16 protein-coding genes are annotated in these 15,314 nt (G+C 66.8%); 14 read left to right on the top strand and 2 right to left on the bottom strand.

What is annotated here, in order from left to right:
* Window positions 1–9 precede the first annotated feature (9 nt).
* The 10 genes from astD to FHR20_RS08895 all read left to right on the top strand — a co-directional run bounded on the left by astD (window position 10) and on the right by FHR20_RS08895 (window position 8,822).
* Entirely contained in the window at window positions 10–1,425 is a 1,416-nt protein-coding gene (gene astD / locus FHR20_RS08850; RefSeq protein ID WP_167299159.1) for a succinylglutamate-semialdehyde dehydrogenase, read from the top strand.
* Window positions 1,426–1,648: 223 nt separating this feature from the next.
* Window positions 1,649–2,359 (top strand): Bax inhibitor-1 family protein, encoded by a 711-nt coding sequence (locus FHR20_RS08855; RefSeq protein ID WP_167299160.1) that lies wholly within the window; start codon window positions 1,649–1,651, stop codon window positions 2,357–2,359.
* Between the two features lie 2 nt (window positions 2,360–2,361).
* Window positions 2,362–2,640 carry a TFIIB-type zinc ribbon-containing protein gene (locus FHR20_RS08860; RefSeq protein ID WP_167299161.1) on the top strand — a complete coding sequence of 93 codons (279 nt, stop codon included), beginning with the start codon at window positions 2,362–2,364 and terminating at the stop codon, window positions 2,638–2,640.
* A 151-nt stretch (window positions 2,641–2,791) separates the two neighbouring features.
* The gene (locus tag FHR20_RS08865) at window positions 2,792–4,108 is read left to right on the top strand and encodes a glycoside hydrolase 5 family protein (protein ID WP_167299162.1); all 1,317 of its coding nucleotides are present in this window, start codon (window positions 2,792–2,794) and stop codon (window positions 4,106–4,108) included.
* 162 nt (window positions 4,109–4,270) lie between these two features.
* On the top strand, window positions 4,271–4,690 hold the full coding sequence (locus tag FHR20_RS08870) for a hypothetical protein (protein ID WP_167299163.1): 420 nt from the start codon (window positions 4,271–4,273) through the stop codon (window positions 4,688–4,690).
* A gap of 84 nt (window positions 4,691–4,774) precedes the next feature.
* Window positions 4,775–5,560 carry a uroporphyrinogen-III C-methyltransferase gene (cobA, locus tag FHR20_RS08875; protein ID WP_167299164.1) on the top strand — a complete coding sequence of 262 codons (786 nt, stop codon included), beginning with the start codon at window positions 4,775–4,777 and terminating at the stop codon, window positions 5,558–5,560.
* Window positions 5,557–5,853, top strand: a complete 297-nt coding sequence (locus FHR20_RS08880; protein WP_086129961.1) for a DUF2849 domain-containing protein — start codon at window positions 5,557–5,559, stop codon at window positions 5,851–5,853. Before cobA ends, FHR20_RS08880 begins: the two co-directional genes overlap by 4 nt.
* Before the next feature lie 150 nt (window positions 5,854–6,003).
* Window positions 6,004–7,635, top strand: coding sequence for a nitrite/sulfite reductase (locus FHR20_RS08885; RefSeq protein WP_167299165.1), 1,632 nt, complete (start codon window positions 6,004–6,006; stop codon window positions 7,633–7,635).
* The gene (locus FHR20_RS08890; protein ID WP_167299166.1) at window positions 7,628–8,053 is read left to right on the top strand and encodes a DUF934 domain-containing protein; all 426 of its coding nucleotides are present in this window, start codon (window positions 7,628–7,630) and stop codon (window positions 8,051–8,053) included. Before FHR20_RS08885 ends, FHR20_RS08890 begins: the two co-directional genes overlap by 8 nt.
* On the top strand, window positions 8,046–8,822 hold the full coding sequence (locus FHR20_RS08895) for a phosphoadenylyl-sulfate reductase (RefSeq protein WP_167299167.1): 777 nt from the start codon (window positions 8,046–8,048) through the stop codon (window positions 8,820–8,822). The genes FHR20_RS08890 and FHR20_RS08895 overlap by 8 nt, the downstream gene beginning before the upstream one ends.
* Window positions 8,823–8,852: 30 nt before the next feature.
* Here the strand turns inward: FHR20_RS08895 and FHR20_RS08900 are convergent, their stop codons facing one another.
* A complete protein-coding gene (locus tag FHR20_RS08900; protein ID WP_167299168.1) occupies window positions 8,853–11,324 on the bottom strand; it encodes an ATP-binding protein in 2,472 nt (823 codons plus the stop codon).
* Between the two features lie 97 nt (window positions 11,325–11,421).
* Window positions 11,422–12,915 (bottom strand): replicative DNA helicase, encoded by a 1,494-nt coding sequence (locus tag FHR20_RS08905; RefSeq protein ID WP_167299169.1) that lies wholly within the window; start codon window positions 12,913–12,915, stop codon window positions 11,422–11,424.
* An 81-nt stretch (window positions 12,916–12,996) separates the two neighbouring features.
* On the opposite strand from FHR20_RS08905, the gene FHR20_RS08910 reads away from it, so the two are divergent.
* Genes FHR20_RS08910 through dcd form a run of 4 tightly spaced genes read left to right on the top strand, consistent with a single transcriptional unit; the run spans window position 12,997 to window position 15,222 of the window.
* Window positions 12,997–13,479 (top strand): UPF0262 family protein, encoded by a 483-nt coding sequence (locus FHR20_RS08910; RefSeq protein WP_167299170.1) that lies wholly within the window; start codon window positions 12,997–12,999, stop codon window positions 13,477–13,479.
* Window positions 13,480–13,483: 4 nt separating this feature from the next.
* Complete coding sequence (locus tag FHR20_RS08915) at window positions 13,484–14,176, top strand: GH25 family lysozyme (RefSeq protein WP_167299171.1); 693 nt, start codon at window positions 13,484–13,486, stop codon at window positions 14,174–14,176.
* On the top strand, window positions 14,173–14,613 hold the full coding sequence (locus FHR20_RS08920; RefSeq protein WP_167299172.1) for a cytidine deaminase: 441 nt from the start codon (window positions 14,173–14,175) through the stop codon (window positions 14,611–14,613). The genes FHR20_RS08915 and FHR20_RS08920 overlap by 4 nt, the downstream gene beginning before the upstream one ends.
* A gap of 57 nt (window positions 14,614–14,670) precedes the next feature.
* Window positions 14,671–15,222, top strand: coding sequence for a dCTP deaminase (gene dcd / locus FHR20_RS08925; protein ID WP_086129970.1), 552 nt, complete (start codon window positions 14,671–14,673; stop codon window positions 15,220–15,222).
* The last annotated feature ends 92 nt before the right edge of the window (window positions 15,223–15,314 follow it).

Here is a 15,314-nt window from a genome sequence, read left to right on the forward strand (position 1 = left end):
CGACATCGAATGCCCGGCACGGAAATCATCTCGACCGAACCCGCCACCGGCGCCGTTCTCTGGCGCCAGGCCCGCGGAGACGCCGACAGGGAAGTCGCCTCCGCGCGCCAGAGCTGGGCCGCATGGGCCGCACATCCGCTCGCCTATCGCATCGAGGCGCTGCGCCGCTTCGCCAATGTCGTGCGGCAGAAGGCGGACGCCTTCACCGATCTGCTCGCCCGCGAGACCGGCAAGCCGCTATGGGAGGCGCGCAGCGAGATCGAGACGGTGATCTCCAAGGTCGACATCTCGATCACGGCCTTTTCCGAGCGCACCGGCCAACGCCGCATCGACGCGCCGATGAACACCCGCCTGGCGCTGCGCCACAAGCCGCATGGCGTGCTGGCGGTGCTGGGCCCGTATAACTTTCCCGTCCACCTGCCGAACGGCCACATCGTCCCCGCGCTGCTCGCCGGCAACGCCGTGGTGTTCAAGCCCTCGGAGAAGACCCCCGCCTCGGGCGCCTTCCTGGTCGATTGCTACCGCGCCGCCGGCATTCCCGAGGGCTGCATCCGCCTGCTGATCGGCGGCCCGGACGAAGGCAAGGCGCTGGCCGGCCATCCGGACATCGACGGGCTGCTGTTCACCGGTTCGGCCAATACCGGGATCGCCCTCAACCGCCAGTTCGCCACCAAGCCCGAGAAGATCCTCGCGCTGGAGATGGGCGGCAATAATCCGATCGTGGTGTGGGATACGCCCGATCTCTATTCGGCCGCCGTCCTCGTCGTGCAGTCGGCCTTCACCACGGCTGGCCAGCGCTGCACCGCCGCCCGCCGCCTGATCGTCGACGAGAAGCTCCACGAGCCGCTGATGGCCGAGCTGAACAAGCTGATCGGCCGGCTGATCATCGGCGAACCGCATGCCGACCCCGCTCCCTTCATGGGCCCGGTGATCGACAATGACGCGGCCGACATGCTCACCGAGAGCTTCCTGGCGCTGCTCACCATGGGCGGCCGTCCGATCCGCCACATGGAGCGCCCGATCGAGGGCCGCCCGTTCCTTACGCCCGGCGTGATCGACATGACCGGCGCGAACGAGAAGGTGGACGTCGAGCTGTTCGGCCCGATCCTCCAGGTCTTCCGGGTGAACAGCTTCGAGGAAGCGATCGCCGAGGCGAACGACACGCGCTACGGCCTGTCGGCCAGCCTGGTCGCGCAGAATCCCAAGCTCTACGACCAGTTCTGGGCGAACATCCGCGCCGGCATCGTCAACTGGAACCGGCCGACCAACGGCGCTTCCTCCGCCGCGCCCTTCGGCGGCGTCGGCTGGTCGGGCAATCACCGGCCCAGCGCCTATTACGCAGCCGATTATTGCGCCTATCCGGTGGTCTCGTCGGAAAGCGACTCCGCCCGTGCCTCGATGGGCGTGGGCCTGCGCGACGCCTGAGCAATACTTTGTTACAGCAGCGTTATTGAAGCGGACATGACCGCCGCCTAGATTGTGCTCTGCGGACCGGGCCCCTCTGGCGAGGGCTTCTACAAGCCCTCGTGATGTCGGACCGCATCGAGCGCGCTCGGTGCAGGTTTCGGACGGCCAGTCCCCCTTCCCCACCGAGACCGGACCGAGTGGCGCTCGATCGAATGCCTTGCTTCGATTGGAGTTTTCACACGTGAACCCTCTCTACCAGATCCCCCGCACCGGCGCCGCCGCCGCGCGCTTCGACGGGGGGCTGCGCCAGCACATGCTGGGCATCTACCGCAACATGGGGATCGGTCTGGCGATCACCGGCCTCGTCGCGCTTGCCGTGGCGAACACGCCGGCGCTGGTCGCGCTGATCTTCGGCACCCCGCTCAAATGGGTCGCCATGTTCGCGCCGCTCGCCTTCATCTTCTTCTTCCAGTTCCGCATCGAGCGGATGAGCGTCGCCGGCGCGCGCACGGCCTTCTTCGCCTTTGCCGGCGTGATGGGCGTGTCGATGGCGAGCATCTTCCTGGTCTTCACCGGCCAGAGCATCGCCATGGCCTTCTTCGCTGCCGCCGCGATGTTCCTGGCGCTCAGCCTGTTCGGCTATTCGACCAAGCGCGACCTGACCGGCATGGGCACCTTCCTGTTCGTCGGCCTGATCGCGGTGGTGCTGGCGAGCATCGTCAACGTCTTCCTCGGCTCGTCGATGCTGCAGATGCTGCTTTCGGTCGTCGGCGTCGTGGTGTTCGCCGGACTCACCGCCTGGGACACGCAGCGCCTGAAGAGCGAATATGCCCATTACGGCCGCAGCGAAGCGGCCGACAAGCTCGCGATCATGGGCGCGCTGTCGCTCTATCTGAACCTGATCAACATGTTCCAGCTGCTGCTCGGCCTGATGGGCCAGCGAGAGGAGTAACCATGGCCAGCTTCACCTGCCCCGTCGACGGCACCGTGCTGGTGCCGGTCGAGCGCTCGGGGATCGAGATCGACCATTGCCCCAGCTGCCGCGGCGTGTGGCTGGACCGCGGCGAGCTCGACAAGATCATCGAGCGCAGCGCTGCCCCGGCCGCGGCCCCGCCGCCCCAATATCGCGAGGAGCGGCCCCGCCATGACGAGCGCGGCCACGGCTATGGCCATGGCGGCAGCCACTATCCGCAGAAGCGCCGCAAATCGTTCCTCGAGGACCTGTTCGACTGATCCGTTCCCGCCCGCGTGCAGGCGCATTACACGCGGGCAGACGGCGGCGCGGCCCTTCCCCCTCTCTCACCTGCGAGGGTCGCGCCCCGTCACTCACTTCCTCCCCGCGCCGTTGCGGCTATGGTGTGACCGCTAACAGGGGAGGAAGACCATGTTCACCCGCAGGTCCGTGCTCGGATCGGGTGCCGCCGCGCTGGCCGGCACCGCGCTGCCCCTCCCCGTCGCCGCTGCCTCGCCCGGCGATTTCGTCACGCGCCGGGGCACGGGCCTGTTCCTCGGCGGCAAGCCCCATCGCTTCGTCGGCGCGAATATGTGGTACGCCGCCTGGCTGGGCGCCGATGCCCCCTGGGGCAATCGCGATCGCCTGCGCCGCGAACTCGATGCCCTTGCCGCGATGGGCGTCCGCAACCTGCGCATCGCCGCTTCGGCCGAGGATTCGCCGCTCCGGAATTCGGTGAAGCCCGCCTTCCGCACCCGGGGCAGCGCCTGGAACCCGGCACTGGTCGAAGGCCTGGCCTTCGCGCTCTCGGAACTCGTCCGGCGCGACATGAGGGCGGTGCTCTACCTCACCAATTTCTGGGAATGGTCGGGCGGGATGATGACCTATCTCAGCTGGGCGAATGGCGGCAAGTATCTCGACATGAACGATCCCGCGCACCCGTGGCCGGCATTCCCGGACATGGCCGCGCAATTCTATGCCAATGCCGAAGCGGTGGGCCTGTATCGCGACTATGTCCGCGCCACGGTGGAGCGCCATGCCGGCGATCCGGCGATCATGGCCTGGCAACTCGCCAACGAGCCGCGCCCCGGCGGCAGCGCCAAGGCGGCCGAACCGCTGCTTTCGGCCTATTATGGCTGGATCCAGGGGACAGCCAGGCTGATCAAGTCGCTTGCGCCGCGGCATCTCGTCTCGACGGGCAGCGAGGGCTTGATGGGCTCGATCGAGCGCGCCGATATCTACAGGGCCGCCCATGGCTTCCCCGAGATCGACTATCTGACGGCGCATATCTGGCCGCTCAACTGGGGCTGGGTCGATGCCGGGAACCTGGCCGGCACCAACGAGGCGAGCCTCGCCAGGGTACGCGAATATATCGCCCGCCACATCGCGCTGGCCACCGAGCTGGGCAAGCCGCTGGTGATCGAGGAGTTCGGCTATCCGCGCGACGGCGGCGGCTATGACCCGGAGTCGGCGACGCGGTTCCGGGATCTGTATTACAAGCTGATCTACGATGCGGTCGAAGCCAGCGCGAGGGCTGGCGGGCCGATCACGGGCTCGAACTTCTGGGCCTGGAACGGCGAAGGCCGGCCCGCACGCGGCGATCACCGCTTCCGCCCCGGCGACACCGCCTGGCTCGGCGATCCGCCGCACGAACCGCAGGGCTGGTACGGCGTGTTCGACGGCGACGCGACTACGCGGGCCGCGATCCAGGCGCATGCCCATGCGCTCGCGGCAACGCATGGCGACTAGATCGCGCAAGATCGGCGCGTCAAAGCCATTTCGGACCCGATAAATTCCCGAAAAACGAAAGTTGAATATAGTATATCTCACAGTCGCATGCCGCCAATGACCGGCACTTCCTGTATGAACCCTCGCATATTGCGAGTTTCATGAAATATATGGAGATTTCACATGGAGCTAGTTCTCGAGAAATCAGCCGACATCAAGGAAGTATCGCAAGGATTCTCGGATGTTGTCGATTGGAGGAAATATGATGGTCAGCGCGTGAAGGGATCCAGCGGACCTAATATTTACCTTATGCTGAACGGAATTCTCCGGATAATTCCGAATCCCCAAACCTACGTCCAGCTCTTCCGCAATTGGGACGGCATCTCGGTGAACGATTATCTGGTGGACAATGCCCCCTCCGGCGAACCGTTGACCAACGGGTCCGTCCTCATCAACGACGGCGGCCGGATCTATCTAGTCACCCTGTCCCACAAGATGTGGGTGCCGGATATGCCCACCTACAACAGGTTCAACTTCGGCATGGCGATCGCCGTGCCGCCGATCGTCGCGCAATATATCCCGACGGGGCCGAACGTCGGCTGATTCCGGGGGCCGGGATAGTTTCGCTAGCCCGGCCCCAATCAAGCCTCGGTTGTCGCGAACGTCTGCGGGGGCCATTTGCCGCAAATGGCAACGCTCCTCGATCCTACCGCGCGCGGGCGCGTGATCCTTGTCGGCGCCGGCCCGGGTGATCCGGGCCTGCTCACCGTGCGCGCCGTCGAAGCGCTGGGCCAGGCCGATGTGCTCGTCCATGACGGGCTGGTCGATCCCCGCGTGCTCGATCTGGCGCCCCAGGCGCACCGCATCTCGGTCGCCAAGTCGCGCTCGAAGCACACCCTGCCACAGGATGCGATCAACGCCCTGATCGTCGCGCATGTGAAGACCGGCGCGATCGTCGTCCGCCTGAAGGGGGGTGACCCGTTCATCTTCGGCCGCGGCGGCGAGGAAGTCGAAGCCGTGCGCGCCGCCGGCCTGCCCGTCGAAGTCATCCCGGGCATCTCCGCGGCGCTGGGCGCGGCCGCCGAGGTCCACCTGCCCCTCACCCATCGCGACTGGTCGAGCGCGGTCAGCTTCGTCGCCGGCCAGTGCAAGGGCCTGAGCGCGCAGGACTGGTCCGGGCTGGCGGGCAAGGGCCGCACGCTGGTGATCTATATGGGCGTCGCCACCTGCCCGGACATCTCCGAGAAGCTGATGAATGACGGCGTCTCGCCCGACATGCCCGTTGCCGTGCTCGAGCGCGGGACGCTGGAGGGCAGTCGCGCCATGCGCACGCTGCTCGCCGATCTCGGCCCGATGGTCGCGCGCGAGAAGGTGCGGAGTCCCGCGATCATCATCGTCGGCGAGGTCGTGATGCTCGCCGACGCCGAGGACAAGCTCGCCAACTGGGCGAATGCGGCGGAGGCGCTGGCATGAAGCTGCTCACCGGAAACGACCTCCCCACCGGAGACGTCACCTGGTGGACCGGCACCGGCTGGTCGCGCCATGTGGAGGATGCCGTCGATGTCGGCGACCAGGGCGAGGCGATCGCGCATGCCGAGGAAGGCGCGCGACGCGTCAACGGCCCCTATGTGATCGACGCCACCGCGACGCCCGAGGGTCCGCGCCCCGCGCACATCAAGGACCGCATCCGCGCGCTCGGCCCCACTGTCCGCCCGGACCTGACCCTCAAGCCGGCGGATCCGAATGCCGGAAGCTGGGTAATATGAGCGCGATTTTCAGCTCCTCCCCGGAACGGGGAGGAGAACCGCTCGCGCCGCGAGTGGTGGAGGGGGCCCTGCCCCAGGCGAGACATGCGTGGCGGACCCCCTCCACCATGCTTCGCATGGTCCCCCTTCCCGTTCCGGGGAGGAACTAACATGTACAAATACGACGAATACGATCATTCCATCGTCGCATCCCGCGTCGAGGAGTTCCGCGACCAGGTGCAGCGCCGCCTCGCCGGCCAGATCACCGAGGACCAGTTCAAGCCGTTGCGGCTGATGAACGGCCTCTATCTCCAGCTCCACGCCTATATGCTGCGCGTCGCGGTGCCCTATGGCACGCTCGACAGCCGCCAGATGCACATGCTGGCGCACATCGCCCGCAAATATGATCGCGGCTATGGTCATTTCACCACGCGCCAGAACCTGCAGTACAACTGGATCAAGCTCGAGGACGCGCCGGATATCCTCGCCGATCTCGCCACGGTCGAGATGCATGCCATCCAGACGAGCGGCAATTGCATCCGCAATATTTCGTCGGACCAGTTCGCCGGCGCCGCCGCGGACGAGTTGACCGATCCGCGCCCCTGGGCGGAGCTGTTGCGCCAGTGGAGCAGTTTCCACCCGGAATTCAGCTATTTGCCGCGCAAGTTCAAGATCGCGGTGATCGCTGCCGAGGAAGACCGCGCGGCGATGCGCCTGCACGATATCGGCCTGCGGATCGTCGAGCGCGACGGCCGGCTGGGCGCCGAGGTCTATGTCGGCGGCGGCATGGGGCGCACCCCGATGATCGCGCCGCTGATCAAGGATTTCGTGCCCTTCGACGATTTCGTCAGCTATCTCGAGGCGTGCCTGCGCGTCTACAATCGCTATGGCCGGCGGGACAACATGTACAAGGCGCGGATCAAGATCCTGATCCATGAACTGGGCGCGGAGCAATACGCCGCCGAGGTCGAGGAGGAGTTCCGGGCCGTGAAGGCGCTGGGCATCGATCCGCCCCAGGCCGAGTTCGACCGCATCGCCGCCCATTTCGCCCCGCCCGCCTATGATGCGCGCGCGGCGGACGAGCTCGACCGCAGCGACCCCGATTTCGCGGTCTGGCTCGACCAGAACGTCTCGGCGCACAAGCAGCCCGGCTATGCGGTGGTGACGATCAGCCTGAAGCCGATCGGCGGCATCCCGGGCGACGCCAGCGCCGACCAGATCGACCTCATGGCCGATCTCGCCGAGCGGTTCAGCTTCGACGAACTGCGCGTCACCCATGCCCAGAACATCGTGCTGCCGCATGTCCGCAAGGCCGATCTCCACACGATCTGGCAGCAGCTGCGCGACGCCGGGCTGGCCGAGGCCAATCTCGACCTGATCAGCGACATCATCGCCTGCCCGGGCCTGGACTATTGCTCGCTGGCCAATGCCCGCTCGATCCCGCTTGCGCAGAAGATCGCCACCCGCTTCTCGGATATCGGCCGCCAGCGCGAACTGGGCGAGCTGAAGCTCAAGATCAGCGGCTGCATCAACGCCTGCGGCCATCATCACGCCGGCCATATCGGCATCCTCGGCGTCGACCGTAAGGGCGTGGAGAACTACCAGCTGCTGCTGGGCGGCTCGGGCGCGGAGGACGTCTCGCTCGGCACGATCACCGGTCCCGGCTTCAGCGAGGACGGCATCGTCGACGCGATCGAAAGGGCCACCGACGTCTATCTGCGCGAGCGGGACGAAGGCGAGCGCTTCCTCGACACCTATCGTCGCCTCGGCATGGCCCCGTTCAAGGAGGCGATCTATGGGTGACCTGCTGCGTTACCGTACCGACGAGGCGCATGAGGAACCCGCGGTCACGCTCGACGGCTTCCTCGGCCAGTCCAACGCCACCGCCGTCCGCATCGAGGCGGGCGAGGATGCGCGCGCGCTCCTGCCCCATCTCGATCGCCTCGCCCTGGTTGAAGTGAGCTTTCCCAAGTTCCGCGACGGCCGCGGCTATTCCACCGGCCGCATCCTGCGCGAGGCGGGCTATACGGGCGAGCTGCGCGCGCAGGGCGACGTGCTGGTCGATCAGATTCCGCTGATGCGCCGCTGCGGCTTCGACAGCTTCGCGCCCGAGGCGCCGGTCGACGAAGCCGTGCTCGCCGCCAGCCTCGCCCGGTACGAATATCACTACCAGGCCGCCGCAGACGCCGCGATGCCGGTGTGGAAACACCGGCATGGCTGAGGCGGCACGCAAGCTGGAACGGGAGATCGATCGCCTCGATATCGCCCCGCGCTGGACCGCGGCGGACGCGATCCGCCTCAACAACCTGTTCCGCGGCACCGACACGCCGGAGATGCTGCGCGAGGTGCTGGGCAACCACATGCTCGGCGACGCCGCGCTCGTCTCCTCCTTCGGCGCCGAGAGCGCGGCGCTGCTGCATCTGGTGGCCCAGGCCGACCCGAATACCCCGGTGATCTTCCTCGATACCGGCAAGCATTTCCCCGAGACGCTGGCGTATCGCGACCAGCTCGCGGCCCATCTCGGCCTGAACGATCTCCGGATCGTCGCCCCCGATGCGGAAGCGATCGAGAAGCGCGACTCCACCGGCCTGCGCTGGTCCTATGATCCGGACGGCTGCTGCGAGATCCGCAAGGTGATACCGCTGGAAAGGGCCCTGGCGGGTTTCGACACCAGCATCACTGGCCGCAAGGCGTTCCAGGCATCGACCCGCAATGCCCTGCCCCGCTTCGAGCTCGACGGCGACCGGCTGAAGTTCAACCCGCTGGCCACCTGGACCAAGACGGATATCGAAGCCTGGTTCGAACGGCACGACCTGCCCCGCCACCCGCTGGAGGCGCAAGGTTATCTCTCGATCGGCTGCGCTCCGTGCACCAGCGTGGTCAAGGCGGGCGAGGATCCGCGCTCGGGTCGTTGGCGCGGTTGGGACAAGACCGAATGCGGCATCCACACGCCGGTAGAGGATGGCGATCCCAACCAGCCGAGCTTCTGATTCCCTCTCTTCCCGGGAACGAGAATTCCATCACCGCTCGCGCATGATCCGCTCGACGCGGGCGGTGAGGTCGTCGACCGCGAAGGGCTTGGTCAGCACTTCCATGCCATGCTCGATATGGCCGTGGTTGAGCACGGCATTCTCGGCATAGCCGGTGATGAACAGCACCTTGAGGCCGGGTCGCCCCGCCCGCGCCGCGTCCGCCACCTGTCGCCCGTTGAGCCCGCCCGGCAAGCCGACATCGGTGATCAGCAGGTCGATCCGTTCGGCACTCTCCAGCAGCTTGAGGCCCGCCGGACCGTCCGCCGCTTCCAGGCAGGAATAACCGAGCTCGCCCAGCGCATCCACGATCAGCATCCGCACCGTCGGCTCGTCGTCGACCACGAGCACGATCTCGCCTTCATGGCTGGCAGGCGCCGCGACGCTGCCCGGCGCCGGCCCCGGCTCGTCTTCGTCGCCCGGATAGCGCGGCAGGTAGACGCACACCATCGTCCCCTGGCCCAGCTCGGAATAGATCCGGACCTGGCCATGGCTCTGCCGCGCGAAGCCATAGACCATCGACAGGCCCAGCCCCGTCCCCTCGCCCAGCGGCTTGGTGGTGAAGAAGGGATCGAATACCCGGTCGAGTATCTCCTTCGCGATGCCCGTGCCGGTGTCGCTCACGCAGACTGCGACATATTGGCCCGGCTCCAGCCCCCGCTCGCGCGCGGTGCGGTGGTCGAGCCACTTATTGCCCGTCTCGATGGTGATCTTGCCGCCGCCCGGCATCGCGTCACGCGCGTTGATGCAGAGGTTCAGGATCGCGTTCTCGAGCTGGTTGGCGTCCACCAGGGTGGGCCAGAGCCCTCCTGCCGCAACCGTCTCCACTTCGATCGCCGGTCCCACGGTGCGGCGCACCAGCTCGACCAGGTCGGAGAGCAGCCGGTTGATCACCACTGCCTTGGGCGAAAGCGTCTGGCGCCGCGAAAATGCGAGCAGCCGATGCGTCAACGCCGCGGCACGCCGGGTCGCCCCCTGGCCCGCCGCAAGATATTTCTCCACCTCGCGGCCGCGCCCCTGCGACAGCCGCGTCCCGATCATCTCGAACGCCCCCGATATGCCGGCGAGCAGATTGTTGAAATCGTGCGCGATCCCGCCGGTGAGCTGGCCCACCGCCTCCATCTTCTGCGCCTGGCGCAGCGCCTCCTCGGCGTGACGGAGCCGCTCCTGCTCGCGCAGCCGTTCGCTCACATCGTAGACGAAGGAAAAGGCGCCGATCTTGCGCCCCTCGGCATCGCGCAGCGAGCTGAAGCGCTGCTCGTAGAAATGGAGCGCACCGTCGGGCGCTTCATATTCGACGATGTTCGAATAGCCGTCCTCGGCCAGCGCGCGGTCCCATACCCCGCGCACCTTGTCCTGGTGCGCATGGCCCTCGAGCAGATCGACCTGCCGCGCGCCGATCTGCGGCTGCACCCCGAAGATCCTCTCGAACTCGACCATCGCCGCGTTGTTCACCGCAACCCAGCGCCCTTCCATGTCGACCACCTGGACAAAGGCTTCGCTGCCGTTGACGATATCGGCAAGTACCGCGCGTTCGGCCAGCGCCTCGGCCACGCGCGCTTCCAGCGTGCGGTTGAGCGCAAGCAGGTCCCTCTCCGCCCGGCGCCGCCCGGTCACGTCCTGGAACAGCACCGCAACCTGCCTGCGGCTGGGCGGTTCGATCCGGAAGGCCGATAGCGAAAGGTAGCGCCCGGTCGCCTCCAGCTCGCGCTCGAAGCGGATCGGATTGCCCGTGCGCAGCACGTCGCCATAGCGCGCGATCCAGTCGTCCGCCTCGTCCGACACCATTTCCCGCAGCCGCTGCCCCACCACATCGGGTATGCCCGCGTGCAACGCATAGGCGGCGTTGGCCTCGACATGGACATAGTCGCTCATCGGCCCGTGCGGTCCGTCGAGGAACTCGATGATGCAGAATCCCTCGCCCATGGTGTCGAACAGCGTGCGGTAGCGCAGGTCGCTCTCGTCGCGCAGCTTGAGCTCGCGCCGGAGGTTGAGCTGGTGCATCACCTGATGCCCGAGCACTTCGAGCGTGCGGCGCTGGAGGTCGTCGAGGCCACGGGGCTTGGCATCGAGCACGCACAAGGTTCCGATCGGCAGCCCCTCGGCGGTGCGCAACTGGGCACCCGCATAGAAGCGGATGTGCGAATCGCCAGCCACCAGCGGCGTTTGGGCGAAGCGCGGATCCTGCGAGGCGTCGGGGACGAGCATCAGCTCGTCCTGGAGCAGCGCGCTCTCGCAGAACGACATGTCGCGATCCATGCCGAGCAGGTCCACGCCATGCGCCGCCTTGAAGAACAGCCGGTCGTTGCCGACGAAGCTCACCAGCGCGATCGGCGCCTCGCAAATGTCGGCCGCCAGCCGCACGACCTCATCGAACGCCGGCTCGCGCGGCGTATCGAGGATCTCATATGCCTCCAGCGCTTGCAGCCGCAGCCGCTCGCGATCTTGCCGCTCCTCCGTCATCAGGCCGGATCGCCGCCCTCCTCTCCGCGCTGCCCGTCGGCTTCGCGTTGCTAGGACGCATCTTGCCCGATTTTGTTTCGTCGCGCGAACGAAAGCGTCAATAGCCGCCGGGTGCCAGGTCGCTGAACTTGGTGAACTGGCGATCGAAGCGCAGGTCGACCGTGCCGGTGGCGCCGTGGCGCTGCTTGGCGATGATCACGCTCGCCTTGTTCGCCACCTGGAGCTGATGGTCGTGCCAGGCCTGGTATTTGGCGATCTCGTCGGGCGTCGAGTTGCCGTCGGGGGCCTTGGGCGCCTTGAAGTCGTGATAATATTCGTCGCGGTACACGAACAGCACGATATCGGCGTCCTGCTCGATCGAGCCCGATTCGCGCAGGTCCGAAAGCTGCGGCCGCTTGTCCTCGCGGCTTTCCACCGCACGGCTGAGCTGGGAAAGCGCGAGCACCGGCACGTGCAGTTCCTTGGCCAGCGTCTTCAGCCCGCGGCTGATCTCCGAGATTTCCTGCACGCGCCCGTCGCCCGATGCCTTGGCCGAGCCGGTGAGCAGCTGGAGATAGTCGACCACCACGAAGCCGATCTTGTGCTGGCGCTTCAGCCGCCGCGCCCGGGTGCGCAGCGCGGCGATGGTGAGGCCGGGCGTGTCGTCGATATAGAGCGGCAGCCGCTCCAGATCGCCTGCCGCACGCGCGAACTTCATGAACTCGGGGCCCGAGATATTGCCCGTGCGCAGCTTCTCCGAACTGACTTCCGACTGTTCGGACAAGATACGCAGCGCCAGCTGATCGGCCGACATTTCGAGGCTGAAGAATGCGACCGGCGCACCGATCGACTTCTCCTCGGGGATGCCGGCCTCCATGTCGTCGAGATAGCGCTTGGCCGCATTGAACGCCATGTTGGTGGCGAGCGAGGTCTTGCCCATGCCCGGGCGCCCGGCGAGGATCAGCAGGTCCGATCGGTTGAGGCCGCCGGTCATCGCGTTGAAGTCGGTCAGGCCCGAAGTGATGCCCGAAACGCTGCCGCCCGAGTTCATCGCCCGCTCGGTATGGCGCACTGCCACCGTCGCGGCGCGGGTGAAGCTCTTGGCGCCGGTATCCTCGCCGCCCTTTTCCGCGACTTCATAGAGCTTGAGCTCGGCCTGCTCGATCTGCTTGGCCGGATTGATCTCCTGGCTGGTGTCGAGCGCATTGTCGACGAGCGCGCGGCCGACGCCCACCAACGCGCGCAGCATGGCGAGATCGTAGACCTGGTCCGCGAACGCACGCGCACCGATCAGGCTGGCCGGATTGCCGGTCAGCTGCGCCAGATAGGCGGGGCCGCCCAGTTCCTTCATCGCCGCGTCGGCCGCGAACAGCGGCTTGAGCGTCACCGGCGTGGCCAGCCGGTTGTCGCCCACCAGCGTCGCGATCGCATCGTAGATCCGGCCGTGCAGCGGCTCGAAGAAATGCTCGGGCCGCAGCTTCTGGAGAACATCCTCCGCGACTCGGTTGTCGATCATCATCGCGCCGAGCAGCGCCGCCTCCGCCTCCACGTTCGCAGGCAGGCTCAGGCCCTCGGGAGAATCGGGAATCGGAAGGGGGATAGGCTGCGCCATGACTCTCCTGTGACGCGCTCGTCCGGCGGCATCAACGTTGCGTGCTTGTGGATAACGGGCATGACCGGATAGGAGCCGGTCATGGCCGATCCGCGCATCATAGACGTGACGCTCGACGAACGCACTATCCTTTGGCGCTCGGCGGACATCGAGCAGGAACGCCGGATCGCGATCTTCGACCTGCTCGAGGAGAACAGCTTCGCGCCGCAGCGCCCGCAGGCGGACGGCTATGCCGGCCCCTACAAGCTCCACCTCGCCGTGCAGGAGGGGCGCCTGGCGCTGGAGATCAAGCGCAAGGACGGCGCCCTGCAGGAGGCGCTGATTCTCGGCCTCGCTGCCTTTCGGCGCCCGATCCGCGATTACTTCGCCATCTGCGACAGCTATTATGCCGCGATTCGCAACGCCACGCCCGCTCAGATCGAGACCGTCGACATGGCGCGGCGCGGCATCCACAACGACGCGGCGTCGCTGCTCAAGGAACGGCTGGAAGGCAAGATCGAGGTGGATTTCGACACTGCCCGCCGCCTGTTCACGCTGATCTGCGTGCTTCACATCAAGGGCTAGACAGGTGCACCTCCGCGTTCTCGCGCGCCGGCTGCGCTTCGTCGTGCCGGGGCTGATCCTTCTGGGCCTGCTCGGCTGGAGCGCATGGCTGTTCGCCTCGCGCTGGCGCCCCTCGCCCGGCGATTTCCCCGTGCAAGGGGTCGACGTGTCCGAAGAAGCCGGGCCGATCGAATGGTGGACCGCCAAGAAGGCCGGTATCGACTTCGCCTATATCCGTGCCACCACCGGCGCCGATGCACGCGACCTGCGCTTCCCGGAAAACTGGCGCTGGACGTTCGAGGCCGGTATCCGCCGCGGGGCGCTTCACGTCTATTCGCTGTGCCGACTCGCCGCCGACCAGGCAGGCAATTTCATGACGACGGTGCCGCGTTCGGACGATCAGCTGCCGCCCGCGGTGGAAGTCGATTTCCAGCCCGATTGCCCGGCCCGGCCCGAGCGCCAGGTCGTGCTCGGCGAGCTGGGGCGCTTCCTCCACGATGTAGAGACGCATATCGGCAAGCCTGCGATCCTGATGGTCTCGAGCCGCTTCGAGAGCCAATATCGCCTCGGCGATGCCTTTCCGCGCCTGCTCTGGGCCCGCCAGGCCTTCTTCCCCCCCTCGTATTTCGTGCGGCCATGGTCGATATGGCAGGCATCGCGCCACCGCCGCATCGAAGGCATCGGCGCACCGGTCAATTGGGACGTGATGGCGAAATGAGCGAAGTGAACCCCAGGGCGCTGATCGAGGCCGCGCGCGCGGCGTCGAAACATGCCTATGCCCCCTATTCCAATTTCGCGGTCGGCGCCGCGGTGCTGCTCTCGGACGGGACCATGGTTACCGGCGCCAATTTCGAGAATGCGAGCTACGGCCTGTCGCTCTGCGCCGAGACGGTGGCGCTGGCCAAGACGAGCAGCGAGGGGCGCCTGGCGGAGGTCGTCGCGATCGGCGTGATCGGCGGCCGGATGGGCCATGCGGACACCGCGCCGGTGAGCCCGTGCGGTCGCTGCCGCCAGATCATCAACGAAGCCGCGCAGCTCGGCGGCCACGACCTGCCGGTATTCTGCGGTGGTGCCGCGGGCGACGAGATCGCCGCGTACACGCTCTCGCAGCTGCTCCCCGCCGCGTTCGGGCCGCGCGACCTCGGCATGGTCTGAGCCGGGCCGGCGCGACGGGGACTTGCCCTGTCGCGCGCTTCCGGCAAAACCGGCGCCATGATCCTTTCAGACCGCTGGATTCGCGAACAGGCCCTCTCCACCGGGATGATCGAGCCCTTTGTCGAGGCGCAGCGCCGCGAGGGCTGCATCAGCTACGGCCTCAGCTCCTATGGCTATGACGCGCGCGTCGCCGACGAGTTCAAGATCTTCACCAATGTCGATTCGGCGGTGGTCGATCCCAAGGATTTCGCGGCGAACAGCTTCGTCGATCGCAAGACCGACGTCTGCATCATCCCGCCCAACAGCTTCGCGCTGGCCCGCACCGTCGAATATTTCCGCATCCCGCGCGATACCCTGGTCATCTGCCTCGGCAAGTCGACCTATGCACGCTGCGGGATCATCGTGAACGTGACGCCGCTCGAGCCCGAATGGGAGGGGCACGTCACGCTCGAATTCTCGAACACCACGCCGCTCCCCGCCAAGATCTATGCGAACGAGGGCGCGTGCCAGTTCCTGTTCCTCAAGGGCGATCAGCCCTGCGAGACCAGCTATGCCGATCGCGCGGGCAAATATATGGGCCAGCGCGGCGTCACGCTGCCGCGGCTCTAGGGCTTTCCCGAAAATGAAATCGGCGCCGCGATGGGGCGGCGCCGCTTGTTGGCCGCCGGCCGCGCATCACGCAGCCAGGCGGCGGGAAATGG

It is taken from the genome of Sphingomonas leidyi, from assembly GCF_011761945.1.
GTDB classification, from domain to species: Bacteria; Pseudomonadota; Alphaproteobacteria; order Sphingomonadales; family Sphingomonadaceae; genus Sphingomonas; species Sphingomonas leidyi.